The sequence below is a fragment of the Pseudomonas sp. S07E 245 genome (genome assembly GCF_019599025.1).
Lineage (GTDB): Bacteria > Pseudomonadota > Gammaproteobacteria > Pseudomonadales > Pseudomonadaceae > Aquipseudomonas > Aquipseudomonas shirazensis.
The window spans coordinates 4,408,183-4,427,120 of the sequence record NZ_CP080625.1 but is presented as its reverse complement, the minus strand read 5'-3'; the positions used below and the strand labels follow the sequence as shown (position 1 = coordinate 4,427,120).

Sequence of the window (18,938 nt, the reverse complement as noted above, 5' to 3'; positions counted from 1 at the left end):
AACGAGCACGGCCGCTGACCTGCTCGGAGGCGCTGCGAATGTGCGCAACCATGGTCGACAGTGCTTCACCCATCTGGTTGAAGCTGCGCGCCAACTGGCCAATCTCGTCGTTGCTGCTGACCGTCAGACGCGCGCTCAGATCACCCGCACCCAGGGCTTCGGCCTGACGCAGCAGGTCGCTCAGTGGGCGCAGCTTGCGCCGCAGCAGGAACAGCGTCGCCGCCACCGCCAGCAGCATGGCCAGCAGGCTGCCAATCGCCAGGCGCAGGCCGACACTCCAGGTCACGTCGCGAATCTCGGCTTCGGGCATGCTCGCAACAACTGTCCACGGGCCTTCAGCAAACGGCATGGCAACGCTGAAAATCTGCTGGTCGGCGTTGTCCCAGAAGCTGCCAGTCCCCGGCTCTGCAGCGAGGTTCTTGACGGCTTGCGCGGCCGTCTCGGCATTGCCCACATCAGCCGGCGGCACCAGCCACTTGCCCTGCTCGTCGAGCAGCGCCAGCGAGCCGGTGTGACCGATGCGGAAGCGCTTGAGGTTGGCGAGCTGGGCGTTCTGCGCATCGGTGTAGTCGAAGCCGACGAACAACACCGCAATGACTCGGCCGCTGTCATCGCGCACCGGCACGTAGCGGGTCATGTAGTTGCGCTCGAACAGCACGGCACGGCCAACGTAGTTTTGCCCGGCCATCAACTTGGCATAGGCCGGGTGCTGGCGGTCGAGCTGGGTGCCGATGGCGCGGCTGCCATCCTGCTTGGTCAGCGAGGTGCTGATGCGGATGAAGTCATCGCCACTGCGCACGAACACGGTGGCGACGCCAGCAGTCATCTGCTTGAACTCGTCGACCTGCTGGAAATCGTTGTTGAGCAGGTGTTCCCCCAGATACAGCGCCGGCGTGGCCTGGCCGGCGACAGTGGCGCTTTCGCCGGCATGCAGGCTCAGACCCGAGGCGAAACGGCGCTCGAACAGGCCGCTGAGGCGCTGGGTGTTGTCCTTCAGCGAACCATGGAAGGTATCCAGCTGGTCAGCCAGCAGCCGCGCTTCACTGGCCAGGTGTTCCTGGCGGGTGGCGAGGTTGGCGTTATCCAGCGAGCGCAGGGCAAACAGGGTACTGCCGGTGATCACCAGCGCCAGCACGATGGCGAGGGCGATCCCGAGCTGTGAGGCAATCCGGGCACGGGGTTGAGGCATGTGCAAGCTCCTGGCAAGGGGCCGGGATCATCCTGATCGCGCTGACCGCCCGCTGCTTTCGACGGGTAATCGCGTCCTCTTGCGGGACGCTGGTGCCACTAAATCGGCGTCGCGGACGAATACTTGAGTGCCGGACCGGGACATTCGCAAACGTTTTACTACGCAAGCGCTGGCAGGATTTGCACCGCTGGCAAGTCCATTGCCGCCGCCTCTTCCTGGAGAAACCCGCTCAAGCGACGCAGGCGCTCTGTGCCGGGCCTGGTGCGTGGCCAGACCAGGTAATAGTCCATGCCGCTGGCCACTGCGGTCGGCCACGGCAGGCTCAGCCGGCCTTGAGCGACGTCTTCGGCCACCATCAACAGATCGCCCATGGAGATCCCGTAGCCACGCGCCGCAGCGATCATGCCCAGTTCAAGCGTGTCGAAGACCTGCCCACCCTTGAGCGAAACCTTGTCAGCCAGGCCCATGCGCGCCAGCCAGCTACGCCAGTCACGTTTGTCCGGGGTCGGATGCAGCAGTTCGATGTCAGCCAGGCGCTGCTCATCCCAAGGCCCCTCGTCGATCAGCTGCGCAGCGCCGACCGGGATCAGCAACTCGGAGAACAACCGCCGCACCTCCCAGTCGACCGGGAACTGGCCATCGCTGAGCAATACCGCGCAGTCGAACGGCTCGTGATTGAAATCGACATGGTCGACGTCCATCCAGGCGCTGGTCAGTTGCACTTCGTTGCCCGGTTGCAGATGGCGAAAGCGGCTCAGCCGCGCCAGCAGCCAGCGCATGGTCAGGGTCGACGGGGCTTTCATGCGCAGGATGTCATCTTCGCCGCGCAAGGTATCGCAGGCGCGCTCCAGCGAAGCGAAGCCATCGCGCACGCCGGGCAGCAGCATCCGCGCCGCCTCGGTCAGCTGCAGGCTGCGGCCGCTGCGCACGAACAGGCGGCAGGCGAAGTGCTCCTCCAGCGTGCGGATGTGCCGGCTGACGGCGCTTTGCGTAATCGACAACTCCTCGCCGGCGCGAGTGAACGAGGAATGCCGTGCAGCCGCCTCGAATGCACGCAGTGCATAGAGCGGAGGGAGTTGTCTGGACATGGGGCACCTGCAATACGGGGGGCACGAACGAGCAAGGCAAATCATACATACATGAGTTCAACTCATGGGAGGGATCGCATTTATCCTTTTGTGGAAAGTTGACCCAGGCCTCAGAATCCACCTCCTGTTCATCCCCCAGCATCAAGGACTCTCACCATGCACGTCGCGCCCACCGTTGAACTCAAGGCTCTGCTGCGCCTGGCCGGGCCGCTGATTGCCTCGCAGTTGGCGCATATGCTGATGGTGCTGACCGACACCTTGATGATGGCGCGGATCAGCCCGCAGGCCCTGGCCGGTGGCGGCCTGGGCGCGGCGAGCTATTCGTTCGTGTCGATCTTCTGCCTGGGCGTGATTGCCGCCGTCGGCACGCTGGTGGCGATCCGCAAGGGTGCCGGGGATATCGCCGGCGCCACCCGCCTCGCTCAGGCCGGCATCTGGCTGGCCTGGGCTTTGGCGCTGGGCGCCGCGCTGGCATTGTGGAACCTCGGCCCGGTGCTGCTGATGTTTGGTCAGCAGCCGGAAAACGTCGAGGCGGCCATGGCCTTCCTCACCCTGTTGCCACTGGCACTACCCAGCTACCTGACGTTTATGGCCTTGCGCGGCTTCACCAGCGCCCTTGGCCGGTCGACGCCGGTGATGGTCATCAGCCTGGTCGGCACGGTGCTCAACTACCTGCTCAACCATGCGCTGATCGAGGGCATGTTCGGTTTGCCCAAACTCGGCCTGGTCGGCATTGGCTTGGTCACCGCGCTGGTCTCGCTGGGCATGGCCATCGCCCTGGCGCTGTATATCCGCTGGCACCGCTTCTACGACGCCTACCCGCTGCGCAAGGGCCTGGCGCGGCCATCGCTGTCGGCGTTGCGCGAGCTGTGGCGGCTGGGCCTGCCGATTGGCGGAACGTACATGGTCGAAGTCGGCTTGTTCGCCTTCGCCGCGCTGTGCATGGGTGTGCTCGGCAGCACCGAGCTGGCGGCGCATCAGATCGCCCTGCAGATCGTCTCGACCGCGTTCATGGTGCCGACCGGGTTGTCTTATGCGGTGACCATGCGGGTCGGCCTGTATTACGGCGGCGGCAACCTGCTTGCAGCGCGCAGTGCCGGGCGGGTCGGTATTTGCTTTGGTGCGCTGTTGATGTTTGCCTTCGCCGCGCTGTTCCTGTTGCTGCCCGAGCAGTTGGTGGGATTGTTCATCGACCGCAATGACCCTGCCTTTGCCGGCATCTTCCAGCTGGCAGTGGGGCTGGTGATGGTGGCGGCGTGGTTTGAGTTGTTCGATGGTGTGCAGACCATCGCCATGGGTTCGATCCGCGGCCTGCAAGACGCCAAGACCACCTTCCTGATCGGTCTGGGCTGTTATTGGCTGATCGGCGCGCCAAGTGCGTGGCTGTTTGCCTTCAACCTCGACGGCGGTGCACTCGGCATCTGGTGGGGCCTGGCGCTGGGCCTGGCCTGCTCCTCGGTGGCGCTGACCTTCGCGTTTGAATGGCGAGTGCGGCGGATGTTGCGCAAGGTTGCCGTGGGGGGGTGACGGTCGGGAATGCTGGGGGCGCTTTGCGCCCCTTTCGCGACACAAGGCCGCTCCTACAGGGACCGCGCAATGCCCAGACGACATGGTTCCTGTAGGAGCGGCCTTGTGTCGCGAAAGGGCTGCAAAGCAGCCCCGGCGCACTCAGACAGCGCGGATCGCACTGACCGGCACCTGCTGCAGGTAGGTCACCAGCTCATCCACCGGCAGCGGCTGGCTGACCAGAAAACCCTGCACCTGGTCGCAGCCAAAGCCGCGCAGCAGCGCCATCTGCTCTTCGCTTTCGACACCCTCGGCGACCACTTCGAGGTTGAGGTTGTGCGCCAGGTTGATCATCGCGTGGACCAGCTTGCGGTTTTCTTCGCGCAGCTCCATACCACCGACAAAACTGCGGTCGACCTTGAGCAAGGTGATCGGCAGGCTGTTCAGGTGCACGAACGACGAAAAACCGGTGCCAAAGTCATCCAGCGAGAAGCGCACACCCAGGCGGCCCAGGGCGTCCATGGTCTGGCGCACCAGCTCGTTGCGGCGCATCACCGCGGTTTCGGTCAGTTCGAACTCAAGCCACCGGGCATCGACGCCATGCTCGATGATCAGCCGGCTCAGGGTCGCCAGCAGCTGGCTGTCCTGAAACTGGCGAAAGCTAAGGTTGACCGCCATGTGCAGCGGCGCAATGCCGTGCTCACGCAGGCCCTGCATGTCGCGCAGGGCACGTGAGATGACCCAGTAGCCGAGCGGCACGATCAGGCCGCTCTGCTCGGCCAGCGGCACGAATTCGCTCGGCGGCAGCAGGCCGCGTTCGGGGTGGTTCCAGCGTACCAGTGCTTCGAGGCCAACGATGCGGCCATCGACGAGGTTCAGCCGTGGCTGGTAATGCAGTTCCAGCTCGTCGCGGCGCAGGGCGCGGCGCAGTTCGCCTTCAAGGTCAGCCAGGCTGCGCGCATTGCGGTTGATCCGCTCGTTGAACACATGAAAGCTGCAACCCTGCACGCTCTTGGCCTGGCGCATGGCGATGTGCGCATGCCACATCAGTGGGTCGGCGCCGGCCTGCGCGCGGGCATGGGCCAGACCCAGGCTGCAGCCCACCAGCAGGCTTTCGCCATCGACCCAGTACGGCTCACCCAGCGCTTCGACGATGCGCTCGGCCACCCATTCGGCGCGGTTCGGCTCGCGACGGGTGTCGATCAGCAGGGCGAATTCGTCGCTGCCCAGCCGGGCCAGCTGATCGCCCGCCTCCAGCTGCAACTTGAGCCGGGTCACCACCTGCAGGATCAGCCGGTCGCCGCCCTGATGGCCGAGCGCATCGTTGACGTGGCGAAAGTTGTCCAGATCCAGATGGCCAAGAGCAACGCCACGGCCGTCGTGTTCGGCCAGGCGCGTGGTCAGCAGGGCCTGAAAGCCCTGACGGTTGGCGATGCCGGTCAGCGGGTCCTGTTCGGCCAGGCGCTGCAGGGTGGCGACCAGCACGCCGCGCTCGCGCACATGACGCAGCGAGCGGCGCAGGCTGTCACTGCTCAGTTGCGCCAGCACCAGCCAGTCACTGACGCCGGCAGGCGGCGCCTCGGGCTCGTCGTCGAGCAGGACAATGGTCGGCAACTCGCAGCGGCCCGGGGTCGGCAGCAGCGCAGGCGTTGCCAGCACCACCGCCTGACGGTCATGGGCAAACAGGCTGTTGACCGCCTCCCAGTTGGGCGCGGTCAGCAGCACCGCGCTGCCAGCCAAAGGCTGCAGGCAGTCGCGCAAGCTGGCGGCCCACTCCGGCTCATCGGCCAACAGCAGCAAACGCAAGGGTTCGACAGGCGTGGACAAGCGCGCTCCTTAGGCGAGGTCGTTAACCGTGACGGGGGTATCCTACCTCAAGAGCCAAATGATATTCACTCTTATTAACACCCATCCCGGGGCTGCACTCCGTCGTATTCTGTCGCGCATCCTGCTCCAAAAGTCGTACAACCGGCAAATCTGATTTGAGTAATAGCTCGATTGTGGCGGCAAGGCCATGATCCACTCCCGCCAGGTAGGGCACCGGACGTCACAAAAGTCTGACTCCGGCGTCAGACGGTCGCGCCACAAGCGTGACTTGCCTGTTAGAATGCGCGGCTATTTTCTGGCGACCCCGGTTCTAGCATGTCCCGACTCAATCCCCGGCAACAAGAAGCCTGTGACTATGTCGGCGGCCCTCTTTTGGTGCTCGCCGGTGCTGGCTCCGGCAAGACCAGCGTGATCACCCGCAAGATCGCCCACCTGATCCAGAACTGCGGCATCCGTGCCCAGTACATCGTCGCCATGACCTTCACCAACAAGGCCGCGCGCGAGATGAAGGAGCGGGTCGCCACTCTGCTGCGCGCAGGTGAGGGCCGCGGCCTGACCGTCTGCACCTTCCACAACCTGGGCTTGAACATCATCCGCAAGGAGCACAAGCACCTGGGCTACAAGCCGGGCTTCTCGATCTTCGACGAGGCCGACATCAAGGCTTTGCTGTCGGACATCATGCAGAAGGAGTACTCCGGCGACGACGGCATCGACGAGATCAAGAACATGATCGGTGCCTGGAAGAACGAGCTGATCATGCCCGCCGAGGCGTTGGAAAAAGCCCGCAATCCGCGCGAGCAGACCGCCGCCATCGTCTACACCCACTATCAGCGCACGCTCAAGGCGTACAACGCGGTGGACTTCGACGACCTGATCCTGCTGCCGGTCAAACTGTTCCAGGAGCACCCCGAGGTGCTTGAGCGCTGGCAGAACAAGGTGCGCTACCTGCTGGTCGACGAATACCAGGACACCAACGCCAGTCAGTATCTGCTGGTGAAGATGCTGATCGGCATGCGCAACCAGTTCACCGTGGTCGGCGACGATGACCAGTCGATCTACGCCTGGCGCGGTGCCCGCCCGGAAAACCTCATGCTGTTGAAAGAGGACTATCCGTCGCTGAAGGTGGTCATGCTCGAGCAGAACTACCGCTCGACCAGCCGTATCCTGCGTTGCGCCAACGTGCTGATCGCCAACAACCCGCATGATTTCGAAAAGCAGCTGTGGAGCGAGATGGGCCACGGTGACGAAATCCGCGTGATCCGCTGCAAGAACGAGGAAACCGAGGCCGAGCGTGTGGCCATGGAAATCCTCACCTTGCACCTGCGCACCGACCGTCCCTACAGCGACTTTGCCATCCTCTACCGCGGCAACTACCAGGCCAAGCTGATCGAATTGAAGCTGCAGCACCACCAGGTGCCGTATCGCCTGTCGGGCGGCAACAGCTTCTTCGGGCGCCAGGAGGTCAAGGACCTGATGGCCTACCTGCGCCTGCTGGTCAATCCGGATGACGACAACGCCTACCTGCGCGTGATCAACGTGCCGCGCCGGGAAATCGGCTCGACCACCCTGGAAAAGCTCGGCAACTATTCCACCGAACGTGGCGTGTCGATGTACGCCGCCAGCGACGAAATTGGCCTCGGCGAGCACCTCGATGCGCGCTACACCGAGCGCTTGCAGCGCTTCAAGCACTGGCTCGACGGCGTTCGCCACAAGGTTGCGCTGGATGACCCGATCGCAGCGCTGCACGAGATGGTCCGCGACATCGACTACGAAAACTGGATCCGCCAGAACACCGCCAGTGACAAGGCGGCGGATTTCCGGATCAGCAACGTCTGGTTCCTGATCGATGCCTTGAAAAACACCCTCGAGAAAGACGAAGAGGGTGACATGACCATCGAGGACGCCATCGGCAAACTGGTCCTGCGCGACATGCTCGAGCGCCAGCAGGAAGAAGAGGAAAACGCCGAAGGCGTGCAGATGATGACCTTGCACGCCTCCAAAGGCCTGGAATTCCCCTACGTGTTCATCATGGGCATGGAAGAGGAAATCCTCCCGCACCGCTCCAGCATCGAGGCCGACACCATCGAAGAAGAGCGGCGCCTGGCCTACGTGGGCATCACCCGCGCACGCCAGACCCTGGCCTTCACCTTCGCTGCCAAGCGCAAGCAGTACGGCGAAATCATCGATTGCACGCCCAGCCGCTTCCTTGACGAACTACCGCCGGATGATCTGTGCTGGGAAGGTCTGGACGATGCGCCGGTTGAAGTCAAAGCCGCGCGCGGCAACAACGCCTTGGCCGATATACGGGCAATGCTCAAGCGCTGAACCCTTTTACACTTTTGTCACGGCAGCCAGCCGTGGCCACTTTTTGCTACATCGAGGAATACCACAGTGGAAGCACTGCAGCAGAAGATTCGCGAAGAAGGCATCGTGCTTTCCGACCAGGTTCTCAAAGTCGACGCGTTTCTCAACCACCAGATCGATCCTGCGCTGATGCAGCTGATCGGTGACGAATTCGCCCGACTGTACGCAGACTCCGGCGTGACCAAGATCGTTACCATCGAAGCCTCGGGCATCGCTCCGGCGATCATGACCGGCCTGAAACTCGGTGTACCGGTGCTGTTCGCCCGCAAGCACCAGTCGCTGACCCTGACCGAAAACCTGCTGACTGCCTCGGTGTATTCGTTCACCAAGCAGACCGAGAACACCGTGGCGATTTCGCCGCGTCATCTCAACAGCAGCGACCGCGTGCTGGTCATCGACGACTTCCTCGCCAACGGCAAGGCCTCGCAGGCGCTGATCTCGATCATCAAGCAGGCTGGCGCTACCGTTGCCGGGCTGGGCATCGTCATCGAGAAGTCGTTCCAGGGCGGCCGTGCCGAGCTCGACAGCCAGGGTTACCGGGTTGAGTCGCTAGCGCGGGTCAAGTCGCTTGCAGGCGGCGTGGTCACCTTCATCGAGTGACGCTCACCGGGTTGCCTGCAACCCGGCCAGCAGCAGGCGCTGATACAGCTCTTGTTTCAGCCCCTGCGGCTGCTCCAGGCCCATCCGCGCCAGCTGCGCCGGATAGGCTTCGGGCGGCGGTGCATCGAGCGCCGCCTTGCCCAGCTCGAGCACCTCGCTCAGCTTGAACTTGCTCTTGAGCCAGTTCAGCGCCCTGAACAAATCACGCTCCTCGGCGGTGAAGTCCGTGCCCAGCGGATACTCCGGGAACAACCGTGGATGCCGCTCACGCAGCGCTTCGAGGCGCTCCGGGGTGTTGTCGCAAAAGCGCTGATCCAGCACGAAGTCCTTGGCCAGTTTGCCGGCGGCCTTGGCCTGCTCGAGCAACTCGCCCTGAAAACGTGAATCGCTGATCGCCAGCAGCCGGGCGATGACTTCGCTGTCGGTCTGCCCGCGCAGGTCGGCGATGCCGTATTCGGTGACGACGATATCGCGCAGGTGCCGCGGGATGGTGCAGTGGCCATAGGTCCAGTACAGGTTGGAGCTCACCTCGCCACCGGCCTCGCGCCAGCTGCGCAGCAGCAGCACCGAGCGGCCGCCTTGCAACGCGTGGCCCTGGGCGACGAAATTGTACTGCCCGCCTACCCCGCTCAGAACGCGACCGTCTTCCAGCTGGTCGGCGACGCCGGCGCCGAGCAGGGTCATGGCGAATACGGTGTTGATGAAGCGTGCATCGCGGCGCTGGCGGCGCTTCAATTCTTCCTGGCCATACAGCTCGTTGATGTAGCTGATGGCGGTCATTGCGTAGCGCTGGCGCTGCTCCAGCGGCATCTCGCGCAGACGCTGGTAGAACGCCTGTGGGCCGAGAAAGAAACCACCGTGCACCAGCACCCCGTGCTCATCGGCCGGGCGTCGCACCACGCCGGCTTCGGCCAGCGCCAGCAGGCCGTTGACGAACATTTCGCTGCAGCCATACAGGCCTTGAGCGAAGCCATCCAGGCCGCCTTCACGTTCGATCAGCGCCAGCCACGGCTGGATATCCAGCTCGTCCAGCACGGCGCGGTAACCCTCGTTGTCGCCCTGGCGAGCCAACAACGCAGCAGTTACCGCATCGCCCATGGCGCCGATGCCGATCTGCAGCGTGCCACCGTCACGCACCAGGGCGCTGGCGTGCAGGCCGATGCAATGGTCCTGAGTCGCCACCGGCATGTTCGGGGTGGAAAACAGCCGGCGCTGCTCGGGCTCGTCGATCAACAGGTCGAAGGCCTGGCGCCCCAGTTCGGCAGCGCCGGGCATGTACGGCAGCTCGGTGTGCACCTGGCCGAGCAGAAGAATGGTCTCGCCGGCGGCGCGGCGCTTGGCGACCATCGGCAGCAGGTCGAGGGTGATGTCCGGGTTGCAGGCCAGGCTCAGGTGATCCGGGCGCTCCGGGGTTTCGGCCACCAGTTGCGCGATCAGGTTGAGGCCCTTGGCGTTGATATCGCGGGCGGCGTGGCTGTAGTTGCTGCTGACGTAGTCCTGCTGGGCCATGCAGCTGTGCAGCAGGCTGCCGGGCTGCATGAAGAACTGCTCGACGCGGATATTGGCGGGCAGTTTGTCGCCGCGCAGGTCGGCCAGGTAGTCGAGCTCTTCGTAGTCGGCGAAGACCCGTTCTATGAAGGGTTCGAGGAAGCGTTTCTGCAGGCCATCGCCCAATGGCGGCCGGCCGAGGCTGAGCGCGGTGTAGATGGTCAGACGGCGTTCGGGCAGCTCACGGATGCGGGCATAGAGCGCGTTGACGAAGGCATTCGGTTTGCCCAGGCCGAGCGGCAGGCCCATGTGAATATGGGCGGGCAAATGGGCCAGAACGTGATCTACGGCCTGGTCGATGCTGCAGCTGTGGGCCATCGGTGCCTCCTGTTACGTCCATGCGGTCAGGGGGTTGGACCGTGGGCGGGCGGGATTTGCTGCACCTGGCTTGGGATTGCTGGGGCTGTTGCGCAGCCCCAGCAACCGATAGGTCAAAGCCCGGACATCTTCTGAATCGCCGCCTTCAGCTCATCGTCCGAACAATCAGCGCAGGTGCCCTTGGGCGGCATGGCGTTGATCCCGGTAATCGCCTTGGCGAGGATCCCATCAAGCCCACCCTGATGATCGGCACGCTCTTTCCAAGCAGCGGTATCGCCGATCTTCGGCGCATTGAGCAGGCCGGTGGCATGGCAGGCATTGCAGTGCTTGGCGATCACGTCATCAGCCGACTTGGCCGCGCCACCGCTGGCCACAGCCGCCACGGCCATGCCCTTGCATTCCTGGCCCTGAACACACACCTGGCCGACCGGCGCCAGGCGCTTGGCAATATCATCGTTGGTCGCCGCGTTTGCGGTGACTGCCCACAGGGCGAAAACGGCAGCTGGTATGGCCAGCATCTTCTTGATTTGGTTCACGCGTTCACCCTCATGGTGGCTGATCACGCCCGCAGCCACGAATTGCGGGCGTTGAAAAGTATAGCGGCTACACCACAGCCGCGAAACGACCACACAAGTGAAAGGGCTATTGGCGAATCAATACGCTGCGCTGGATCAAAAGTTCGACGGTGTCGCGGCACTGATCAAGCGTGCGGGCTCGGCAAACGGGTTGCGAAAACGGTGCGGACGGGTGCTCTCGAAGTAATAACTGTCGCCAGCTTCGAGCACAAAGGTCTCGCTACCGACCACCAGCTCCAGGCGGCCTTCGAGGAGGATGCCGGTCTCTTCGCCATCGTGGGTGAGCATCTCGTCACCGGTGTCGGCGCCAGGCGGGTAGACCTCGTTGAGGAAGGCAATGGCGCGATTGGGGTGCGACTTGCCGACCAGTTTCATGGTCACCGCACCGTCGGAGATGTCGATCAGCTCATGGGCCTTGTAGACGATCTGGGCCTGGCTTTCGACTTCCATTTCTACCGAAAAGAACTCGACCATCGACATCGGAATGCCACTGAGCACCTTGCGCAGCGAGCTGATCGAAGGGCTCACGCTGTTTTTCTCGATCATCGAGATGGTGCTGTTGGTTACCCCCGCGCGCTTGGCGAGTTCCCGCTGGGACAGGCCCTTGAGCTTGCGGATGGCTTGCAGTCGTTCGCCGACGTCCAAAGCTTGCGCCTCCTGAAACGGTGGGGGTGGGGTCGAATGTGAACGATATCATGGCAATGCCGTTCAGTATTTACAACACTCCACACCCCTGCCCGTCCGCAGCGCAGCTTTATTCGCCGATGTACTCCAGTGGCACCCGCTTCAGGTTGCAGAACAGCTGGTAAGGAATGGTCCCGGCATGCCCGGCCACGTCACTGGCCAACACCTGCTTGCCCCACAGCTCGACCGGGCTGCCCAGGGTCGCTTCGGGGACATCGGTCAGGTCGATGCAGAGCATGTCCATCGACACCCGGCCGATCAGTTGGCTGCGCTTGCCGGCCACCAGCACCGGGGTGCCAGTTGGGGCCTGGCGTGGGTAACCGTCGGCATAACCCATCGCAACCACGCCGACCCGGGTCGGCCGTGGACTGATGAACTTGGCGCCATAACCGACCGGTTGACCCGCAGGCAGTTCGCGCACACTGATGACCCGCGATTGCAGAGTCATGACCGGTTGCAGTCGGCTCGCCTCGGCCTGGGGCACCTCGAACGGCGTCGCTCCGTACAGCATGATGCCAGGGCGCACCCAGTCGCTCGGCACCTGCGGCCAGCCAAGCACGGCCGGTGAGTTGCGCAGGCTGCATTCGGCGCTGAGGCCTTGGCGCGCCTCTTCGAATGCCGCGAGCTGCTGCGCCGTGGCCTGCACATCAAGCTCGTCGGCGCGGGCGAAGTGGCTCATCAAGACGATGCGCGCCACCTTGCCGCTGGCCAGCAGGCGCTGATAGGCCTGCTGGTAATCCTCTGGATGCAGACCCACTCGGTGCATGCCGCTGTCGAGCTTGAGCCAGACCTTCAACGGCTTGGCCACAGCGCTCTGTTCGATCGCTTCCAGTTGCCACAACGAATGCACCACGCACCACAGATCATTGGCGCTGATCAGCGCCAGCTCGCTGGCTTCGAAGAAGCCTTCGAGCAACAGAATCGGCCCTTTGATGCCAGCGGCGCGCAGCTCCAGCGCCTCTTCGATACAGGCCACAGCGAAGCCATCGGCCTCAGCCTCCAAGGCAAGCGCACAGCGCACCGCGCCATGCCCATAGGCATCGGCCTTGATCACGGCGAGGGCTTTGGCACCGGACAGTTCACGGGCCAGACGATAGTTGTGGCGCAGGGCCTGGAGGTCGATCAGGGCGCGGGCGGGACGCATGGCGGCAGCCTTCTGGCAGTACGGGTTGTTGAATAAGCCCCCGGCACGGTGGGTGGGGGGTAGGTAGCCACCGCGCCGGGGTGAGGGAACGGGTTACGGCAGTGCAGCGACCACCGACAGCTCGACGAGGATTTCCGGCTCGCACAGCTTGGCTTCAACTGTGGCCCGGGCAGGCGCAACGCCGGCCGGCAGCCACTGGTCCCAGACCGCGTTCATGCCGGCGAAGTCGGCGTCGATGTCTTTCATGTAGATGGTCACCGAGAGCAAGCGGGTCTTGTCGGTACCGGCCTGGTCGAGCAGTTGCTCGATGGTCGCCAGCGTCTCGCGGGTCTGCTGCTCAATGCCGGCGCTGAGGTCATCACCGACCTGACCTGCCAGGTACACCGTGCCGTTGTGGGTGACGATCTGACTCATGCGCTCATTGGTGAGCTGGCGCTGGATTGCCATGCTTGGCGAACTCCTTGTGGTTGCCATAACGGGAAATATCGAGGCCCTCAGCACTGATCTGCGGCTTGCGCTTGGCGATCAGGTCGGCCAGCAAACGCCCGGAGCCACAGGCCATGGTCCAGCCCAGGGTGCCGTGACCGGTGTTAAGGAACAGATTGCGGAAACTGGTTGCACCCACGATCGGCGTACCGTCCGGAGTGGCCGGGCGCAGGCCGGTCCAGAAGCTGGCCTGGCTCAGGTCGCCGCCGCGAGGATAAAGGTCGTTGACGATCATCTCCAGCGTTTCGCGCCGGCGCGGGTTCAGCGACAGGTCAAAACCGGCGATCTCGGCCATGCCGCCGACACGGATGCGGTTGTCGAAACGGGTGATTGCGACCTTGTAGGTCTCGTCGAGAATGGTCGAAGTCGGCGCCATGCCAGGGTCGGTGATCGGCACGGTGAGCGAGTAACCCTTGAGTGGATACACCGGCGCCTTGATACCCAGTGGCTTGAGCATCTGCGGCGAGTAGCTGCCCAGTGCCAGCACGTAGCGGTCAGCGGTTTCGAGCTTGCCGTCGATCCACACGCCGTTGATGCGATCACCAGCATGGTCCAGGCGTTGGATGTCCTGACCGAAGCGGAACTCGACACCGAGCTTGATGGCCATCTCGGCCAGCTTGTTGGTGAACAGCTGACAGTCGCCGGTCTGGTCGTTTGGCAGGCGCAGGGCACCGGCGAGAATGTCGGTAACCCCGGCAAGGGCCGGCTCGACACGGGCAATGCCATCGCGGTCGAGCAGCTCGTACGGCACACCCGACTGCTCGAGTACGGCGATGTCTTTTGCCGCCGCATCGAGCTGCGCCTGGGTGCGGAACAGCTGAGTGGTGCCCAACGCACGGTTTTCGTAGCTCAGGCCGGTCTCGGCGCGCAGCTCGTCGAGGCAGTCGCGGCTGTATTCAGACAGCCGCACCATGCGCTCTTTATTCACGGCATAGCGGTTGGCGGTGCAGTTGCGCAGCATCTGCGCCATCCACAGGTACTGGTCTACATCGCCAGTGAGCTTGATCGCCAGCGGGGCGTGGCGCTCCAGCAGCCACTTGATGGCCTTGAGCGGGACACCCGGGGCGGCCCAGGGCGAGGCGTAGCCCGGCGAGATCTGGCCGGCGTTGGCAAAACTGGTTTCCATGGCCACCGCTGGCTGGCGGTCGACCACCGTCACCTCGAAACCTTGCCGGGCCAGGTAGTAGGCACTGGCGGTACCGATTACACCGCTACCAAGCACCAGAACTCGCATCGTCTATCCCTCGCACGCGGCACGCCGCGACATTTTGTTTATATGGCATGAATGGGCGCAGTATATGAAGGACCGGCCAGTGCATTTCACTATATAAAGGCCTATATTTGGCGACAATTCTTGGCCATGTCGGCTTTTACGGAGGGGCATCCCCTATGAGAACCCAGCATCAGAGCAAGCGTGAACTGGACAAGATCGACCGCAATATCCTGCGGATCCTGCAGAGTGACGGCCGTATCTCGTTCACCGAGCTGGGTGAAAAGGTCGGCCTCTCCACCACCCCGTGCACCGAGCGCGTGCGCCGCCTGGAGCGCGAGGGGATCATCATGGGCTACAACGCCCGGCTCAATCCGCAGCACCTCAAGGGCAGCCTGCTGGTGTTTGTCGAGATCAGCCTGGACTACAAGTCAGGGGATACTTTCGAGGAGTTTCGCCGCGCCGTGCTCAAGCTGCCGCATGTGCTTGAGTGCCATCTGGTGTCGGGCGACTTCGATTATCTGGTCAAGGCGCGGATATCCGAGATGGCCTCGTACCGCAAGCTGCTCGGCGACATCCTGCTGAAGCTGCCGCACGTGCGCGAGTCGAAGAGCTACATCGTCATGGAAGAAGTCAAAGAGAGCCTGTGCCTGCCGATTCCGGACTGAGGCTCAGACCAGCACCTGGCGGGTGCTGGCAATGAACTGGTGCACCAGTTGCTCCGCCTCGGGCTCGATTGGCTCGGCCGGGCCGCGCCCGCGCGGGCAGGCCAGGCGCGGCGTGGTGCCGAACAGACGGCAGATCATTGGCCGCTCAGCGTACACCGTGCAACCTTGCGCGCCGAGGTGCACGCAGTCGAGCCGCTCCAGCGCGGCGGCTTGCTCTTCAGCGGATTTACGCGGCAGTGCGGCCATTTCTTCCGCCGAGGTGGTCACCGGCCCGCAGCAGTCGTGGCAGCCGGGCTCGCATTCGAAAGAAGGGATCAGTTCGCGCAGAAAGTGGATCTTGTGGCGGTTGCAGGACATGGCGTGACAGGGATCTGGAAGGTGAAGTGGATTATAGGCCCATTCGCGGGTAAACCCGCTCCCACAGGGATCGGGCAAGGTCTGACTCTAGCGCTGTACCTGTGGGAGCGGGCTTGCCCGCGAACGAGGGCGCAGCCCTCGCCGGTTGCCGCAAGCCAAACCCCCGGCTTATGCTCGCCGCCTTCCACTCTCCGCCAAGGCCGATCCGATGATCCACAGCGCGCAGCACGCCGCCTCCTATTACGCCGCCAGCAGCGCGCCACAGACGGATCACCCGGCTCTGCAAGGCCAGCACAGCGCCGACGTGTGTATCGTCGGCGGTGGCTATTCGGGCCTGAACACGGCCATCGAACTGGCCGAGCGCGGCCTGTCGGTGATCTTGCTCGAAGCGCGCAAAATCGGCTGGGGCGCCAGCGGGCGCAACGGTGGTCAGCTGATTCGCGGGGTCGGCCATGGCCTTGAGCAGTTTTTGCCGGTGCTCGGCGAGCAGGGTGTGCACAGCCTCAAGCTGATGGGCCTGGAAGCGGTGGATATCGTCCGCCAGCGGGTCGAGCGCCATGCGATTGCCTGCGACCTGACCTGGGGCTACTGCGACCTGGCGAACAAGCCCGGCGAGCTGCAGGGCTTTGCCGCCGACGCCGAAGAGCTGCGCAGCCTCGGTTATTGCCATGAGCTGCGCCTGGTACCGGCAGAAGACATCCGCACAGTGGTCAACTCCGAGCGCTATGTCGGCGGCCTGATCGACATGGGCTCGGGCCACCTGCATCCGCTCAACCTGGCACTGGGCGAGGCGGCTGTTGCTGCGGGCTTGGGCGTGCGCCTGCACGAACACTCCGAGGTCACGCGCATCGACTATGGCCCGCAAGTGCAGGTGCACACTGCCAGCGGCACGGTCCGCGCCAGCACGCTGGTGCTGTGCTGCAACGCTTATCACAACGACCTCAACCGCGAACTGGGCGGCAAGGTACTGCCCGCCGGCAGCTACGTGATTGCCACCGAGCCGCTGGGCGAGAAACGCGCGCGGGCCTTGCTGCCGCAGAACATGGCGGTCTGCGACCAACGCGTGGCGCTCGACTACTATCGCCTTTCGGCCGATCACCGGCTGCTGTTCGGCGGCGCCTGCCACTACTCCGGGCGCGACCCGCAGGATATCGCCGGCTACATGCGGCCGAAGATGCTCAAGGTGTTCCCGCAGCTGGCGGACGTGCGCATCGATTATCAATGGGGAGGCATGATCGGCATCGGCGCCAACCGTCTGCCGCAGGTAGGCCGACTGGCCAGCCAGGCCAACGTGTATTACGCCCAGGCTTACGCCGGTCACGGCCTGAACGCCACGCACCTGGCCGCACGCCTGCTCGGCGAGGCGATCAGCGGCCAGCACAGCGGGCGCTTCGACCTGTTCGCCAAGGTGCCGCACATGACCTTCCCCGGCGGCCGGCACCTGCGCTCGCCGCTGTTGGCGCTGGGCATGCTCTGGCATCGACTCAAAGAGCTGGTGTAGGCGCCACGCGCTTCAGGCCTTCCAGAACGGCTTGCTGCCCTCTTGGCGCGCCTGCTCCCAGCTCAGTCCGATATCACGCAGTTGCTGATCATCGAGCTCGAGCAGGGCGCGCCGGGTACGCCAGCGGTGCAGCATCAGGCCAGCACCGCTAAAGCCTGCTTGAGCGCTGGCGACCTGGGGCTGATGCGCCTCAAGCTGTTCCACTGCGGGTTGCACGCGCACATCACTGAAAACACCCATTGCTGCTTGCTCCTGTTCCAGATCCACCGTGGAGAAAGCATGCGCGCCTGAGCCATAGCCAATACAGACGCAAAAAACCTTTATTATTCCCATACAGAATTGGCGGATCTGGCGCTGAATGCTGTATTTTTGCCCGATCTGTACTGGTCAGTCACCTCAAGCGCTGCAGGAGTATTGCCGTGACGCTGTATCTGAACCTCGCTGAGATGCTCGGCGCGCGCATCGAACAAGGTCTCTACCGGCCCGGCCAGCGGCTGCCGTCGGTGCGCGCGTTGAGTGTTGAACACGGGGTCAGCCTGAGCACCGTACAGCAGGCATACCGCATGCTCGAGGACAACGGCCTGGTCGCGCCGCGGCCAAAATCGGGGTACTTCGTTACCGACCATCGCAGCCTGCCAGCCCTGCCCGCCGTGACCCGGCCAGCGCAACGCCCGGTGGAGATTTCACAGTGGGAGCAGGTGCTGGAGCTGGTGCGCGGCACGCCTCGGCCGGACGTGGTTCAGCTTGGCCGGGGCATGCCCGACGTCAACAGTCCAAGCCTCAAGCCCTTGCTGCGCAGCCTGGCCCAGCTCAGCCGGCGCCAGGACATGCCCGGTCTGTATTACGACAACATCCACGGCAACATCGCCCTGCGCGAACAGATCGCGCGGCTGATGCTCGATTCCGGCTGCCACGTCAGCCCGGCCGACCTGGTGGTGACCACCGGCTGCCACGAAGCGCTGTCGACCAGCATCCGCGCGGTGTGCGAACCCGGCGACATCGTTGCGGTGGATTCGCCCAGCTTTCACGGCGCCATGCAGACGCTCAAAGGCCTGGGGATGAAGGCGCTGGAGATCCCCACCGACCCGACCACCGGGATCAGCCTGGAGGCGCTGGAAATGGCCCTGGAACAGTGGCCAATCAAGCTCATCCAGATCACCCCCAGCTGTAACAATCCGCTGGGCTACATCATGCCCGAGGCGCGCAAGAAGGCCCTGCTGACCCTGGCCCAGCGCTACGACGTGGCGATTCTGGAAGACGACGTCTACGGCGATCTGGCCTATAACTACCCGCGCCCGCCAACGGTCAAGTCGTTCGACGAAGACGGCCGCGTGCTGCTCTGCAGCTCATTCTCCAAGACCCTGGCGCCGGGCCTGCGCATCGGCTGGGTGGCGCCTGGGCGCTATCTGGAGCGGGTGCTGCACATGAAATACATCGGCACTGGCAGCACCTGCGTGCAACCGCAGCTGGCCATCGCCGACTTCATCGCAGGCGGCCACTACCACCCGCATGTACGCCGGATGCGCAGCCAGTATCAGCGCGGGCGCGATCTGATGAGCGACTGGGTGGCGCGCTACTTCCCGCCAGGCACCCGCGTCAGCCGGCCACAGGGCGGCTTCATGCTGTGGGTCGAGCTACCGGAAAGTTTCGACACGCTGCGGCTGAACCGCGCTTTACTCGAACAAGGGGTACAGATCGCGGTGGGCAGTATCTTCTCCGCCTCCGGCAAGTACCGGCACTGCCTGCGCATGAACTACGCGGCGCGGCCCAGCGCCGAGATCGAGGCGGCGGTACGCAAGGTCGGCGAAACCGCCTTGCGCCTGCTGGTCGATGATCACAGCGAGGCGTAACTTTGCCCCACCTGGCATGGTCC

The 18,938-nt window shown here is 63.9% G+C and carries 16 protein-coding genes and 1 pseudogene; 6 read left to right on the top strand and 11 right to left on the bottom strand.

Annotation, left to right across the window (positions count from 1 at the left end):
* Positions 1–67: 67 nt before the first annotated feature.
* Together K3F44_RS25165 and K3F44_RS20395 are read right to left on the bottom strand one after the other, a co-directional pair.
* Positions 68–1,189: pseudogene (locus tag K3F44_RS25165) on the bottom strand (Cache 3/Cache 2 fusion domain-containing protein); the annotation flags it as partial.
* A gap of 158 nt (positions 1,190–1,347) precedes the next feature.
* The gene (locus tag K3F44_RS20395; RefSeq protein WP_220632861.1) at positions 1,348–2,277 is read right to left on the bottom strand and encodes a LysR substrate-binding domain-containing protein; all 930 of its coding nucleotides are present in this window, start codon (positions 2,275–2,277) and stop codon (positions 1,348–1,350) included.
* A 156-nt stretch (positions 2,278–2,433) separates the two neighbouring features.
* Here K3F44_RS20395 and K3F44_RS20390 point away from each other — a divergent pair, with 156 nt between their 5' ends.
* The gene (locus K3F44_RS20390; protein ID WP_220632860.1) at positions 2,434–3,804 is read left to right on the top strand and encodes a NorM family multidrug efflux MATE transporter; all 1,371 of its coding nucleotides are present in this window, start codon (positions 2,434–2,436) and stop codon (positions 3,802–3,804) included.
* A 141-nt stretch (positions 3,805–3,945) separates the two neighbouring features.
* Here the strand turns inward: K3F44_RS20390 and K3F44_RS20385 are convergent, their stop codons facing one another.
* Positions 3,946–5,610 (bottom strand): bifunctional diguanylate cyclase/phosphodiesterase, encoded by a 1,665-nt coding sequence (locus tag K3F44_RS20385; RefSeq protein WP_101322911.1) that lies wholly within the window; start codon positions 5,608–5,610, stop codon positions 3,946–3,948.
* Positions 5,611–5,925: 315 nt separating this feature from the next.
* Here K3F44_RS20385 and rep point away from each other — a divergent pair, with 315 nt between their 5' ends.
* Positions 5,926–7,935 carry a DNA helicase Rep gene (rep, locus tag K3F44_RS20380; protein WP_101322910.1) on the top strand — a complete coding sequence of 670 codons (2,010 nt, stop codon included), beginning with the start codon at positions 5,926–5,928 and terminating at the stop codon, positions 7,933–7,935.
* Positions 7,936–8,001: 66 nt separating this feature from the next.
* The gene (gene xpt / locus K3F44_RS20375; protein WP_101322909.1) at positions 8,002–8,574 is read left to right on the top strand and encodes a xanthine phosphoribosyltransferase; all 573 of its coding nucleotides are present in this window, start codon (positions 8,002–8,004) and stop codon (positions 8,572–8,574) included.
* A 3-nt stretch (positions 8,575–8,577) separates the two neighbouring features.
* Here xpt and K3F44_RS20370 read toward each other — a convergent pair whose 3' ends face one another.
* The 6 genes from K3F44_RS20370 to dadA all read right to left on the bottom strand — a co-directional run bounded on the left by K3F44_RS20370 (position 8,578) and on the right by dadA (position 14,563).
* Positions 8,578–10,440, bottom strand: coding sequence for an acetyl-CoA hydrolase/transferase C-terminal domain-containing protein (locus K3F44_RS20370; RefSeq protein ID WP_150570447.1), 1,863 nt, complete (start codon positions 10,438–10,440; stop codon positions 8,578–8,580).
* A 113-nt stretch (positions 10,441–10,553) separates the two neighbouring features.
* Complete coding sequence (locus K3F44_RS20365; protein ID WP_224785531.1) at positions 10,554–10,976, bottom strand: cytochrome c5 family protein; 423 nt, start codon at positions 10,974–10,976, stop codon at positions 10,554–10,556.
* 135 nt (positions 10,977–11,111) lie between these two features.
* Positions 11,112–11,660 (bottom strand): cupin domain-containing protein, encoded by a 549-nt coding sequence (locus K3F44_RS20360; RefSeq protein WP_101322907.1) that lies wholly within the window; start codon positions 11,658–11,660, stop codon positions 11,112–11,114.
* 109 nt (positions 11,661–11,769) lie between these two features.
* Positions 11,770–12,843: an alanine racemase gene (gene alr, locus K3F44_RS20355; protein ID WP_101322906.1), complete on the bottom strand. Its 1,074-nt coding sequence runs from the start codon at positions 12,841–12,843 to the stop codon at positions 11,770–11,772.
* Positions 12,844–12,936: 93 nt separating this feature from the next.
* Complete coding sequence (locus tag K3F44_RS20350; RefSeq protein WP_101322905.1) at positions 12,937–13,290, bottom strand: RidA family protein; 354 nt, start codon at positions 13,288–13,290, stop codon at positions 12,937–12,939.
* Entirely contained in the window at positions 13,262–14,563 is a 1,302-nt protein-coding gene (dadA, locus tag K3F44_RS20345; protein WP_101322904.1) for a D-amino acid dehydrogenase, read from the bottom strand. Before dadA ends, K3F44_RS20350 begins: the two co-directional genes overlap by 29 nt.
* A 155-nt stretch (positions 14,564–14,718) precedes the next feature.
* Between dadA and dadR the strand changes: the two genes are divergently transcribed.
* Positions 14,719–15,207, top strand: coding sequence for a transcriptional regulator DadR (gene dadR / locus K3F44_RS20340; protein WP_039581953.1), 489 nt, complete (start codon positions 14,719–14,721; stop codon positions 15,205–15,207).
* 3 nt (positions 15,208–15,210) lie between these two features.
* Here dadR and K3F44_RS20335 read toward each other — a convergent pair whose 3' ends face one another.
* Positions 15,211–15,564 (bottom strand): YkgJ family cysteine cluster protein, encoded by a 354-nt coding sequence (locus tag K3F44_RS20335; RefSeq protein ID WP_101322903.1) that lies wholly within the window; start codon positions 15,562–15,564, stop codon positions 15,211–15,213.
* Between the two features lie 208 nt (positions 15,565–15,772).
* On the opposite strand from K3F44_RS20335, the gene K3F44_RS20330 reads away from it, so the two are divergent.
* Complete coding sequence (locus K3F44_RS20330; RefSeq protein WP_220632859.1) at positions 15,773–17,065, top strand: FAD-binding oxidoreductase; 1,293 nt, start codon at positions 15,773–15,775, stop codon at positions 17,063–17,065.
* Between the two features lie 12 nt (positions 17,066–17,077).
* Here the strand turns inward: K3F44_RS20330 and K3F44_RS20325 are convergent, their stop codons facing one another.
* Entirely contained in the window at positions 17,078–17,305 is a 228-nt protein-coding gene (locus K3F44_RS20325; protein WP_101322900.1) for a DUF1127 domain-containing protein, read from the bottom strand.
* Positions 17,306–17,484: 179 nt separating this feature from the next.
* On the opposite strand from K3F44_RS20325, the gene K3F44_RS20320 reads away from it, so the two are divergent.
* Positions 17,485–18,915, top strand: coding sequence for a PLP-dependent aminotransferase family protein (locus tag K3F44_RS20320; protein WP_101322899.1), 1,431 nt, complete (start codon positions 17,485–17,487; stop codon positions 18,913–18,915).
* The last annotated feature ends 23 nt before the right edge of the window (positions 18,916–18,938 follow it).

Excerpts from the sequence above, each read along its gene's own strand:
- K3F44_RS20335 (WP_101322903.1), bottom strand. The coding sequence starts at position 15,564 with ATGTCCTGCAACCGCCACAAGATCCACTTTCTGCGCGAACTGATCCCT.
- alr (WP_101322906.1), bottom strand. The coding sequence starts at position 12,843 with ATGCGTCCCGCCCGCGCCCTGATCGACCTCCAGGCCCTGCGCCACAAC.
- dadR (WP_039581953.1), top strand. The coding sequence starts at position 14,719 with ATGAGAACCCAGCATCAGAGCAAGCGTGAACTGGACAAGATCGACCGC.
- K3F44_RS20370 (WP_150570447.1), bottom strand. The coding sequence starts at position 10,440 with ATGGCCCACAGCTGCAGCATCGACCAGGCCGTAGATCACGTTCTGGCC.
- K3F44_RS20395 (WP_220632861.1), bottom strand. The coding sequence starts at position 2,277 with ATGTCCAGACAACTCCCTCCGCTCTATGCACTGCGTGCATTCGAGGCG.
- dadA (WP_101322904.1), bottom strand. The coding sequence starts at position 14,563 with ATGCGAGTTCTGGTGCTTGGTAGCGGTGTAATCGGTACCGCCAGTGCC.
- K3F44_RS20390 (WP_220632860.1), top strand. The coding sequence starts at position 2,434 with ATGCACGTCGCGCCCACCGTTGAACTCAAGGCTCTGCTGCGCCTGGCC.
- K3F44_RS20325 (WP_101322900.1), bottom strand. The coding sequence starts at position 17,305 with ATGGGTGTTTTCAGTGATGTGCGCGTGCAACCCGCAGTGGAACAGCTT.
- K3F44_RS20330 (WP_220632859.1), top strand. The coding sequence starts at position 15,773 with ATGATCCACAGCGCGCAGCACGCCGCCTCCTATTACGCCGCCAGCAGC.
- K3F44_RS20350 (WP_101322905.1), bottom strand. The coding sequence starts at position 13,290 with ATGGCAATCCAGCGCCAGCTCACCAATGAGCGCATGAGTCAGATCGTC.
- rep (WP_101322910.1), top strand. The coding sequence starts at position 5,926 with ATGTCCCGACTCAATCCCCGGCAACAAGAAGCCTGTGACTATGTCGGC.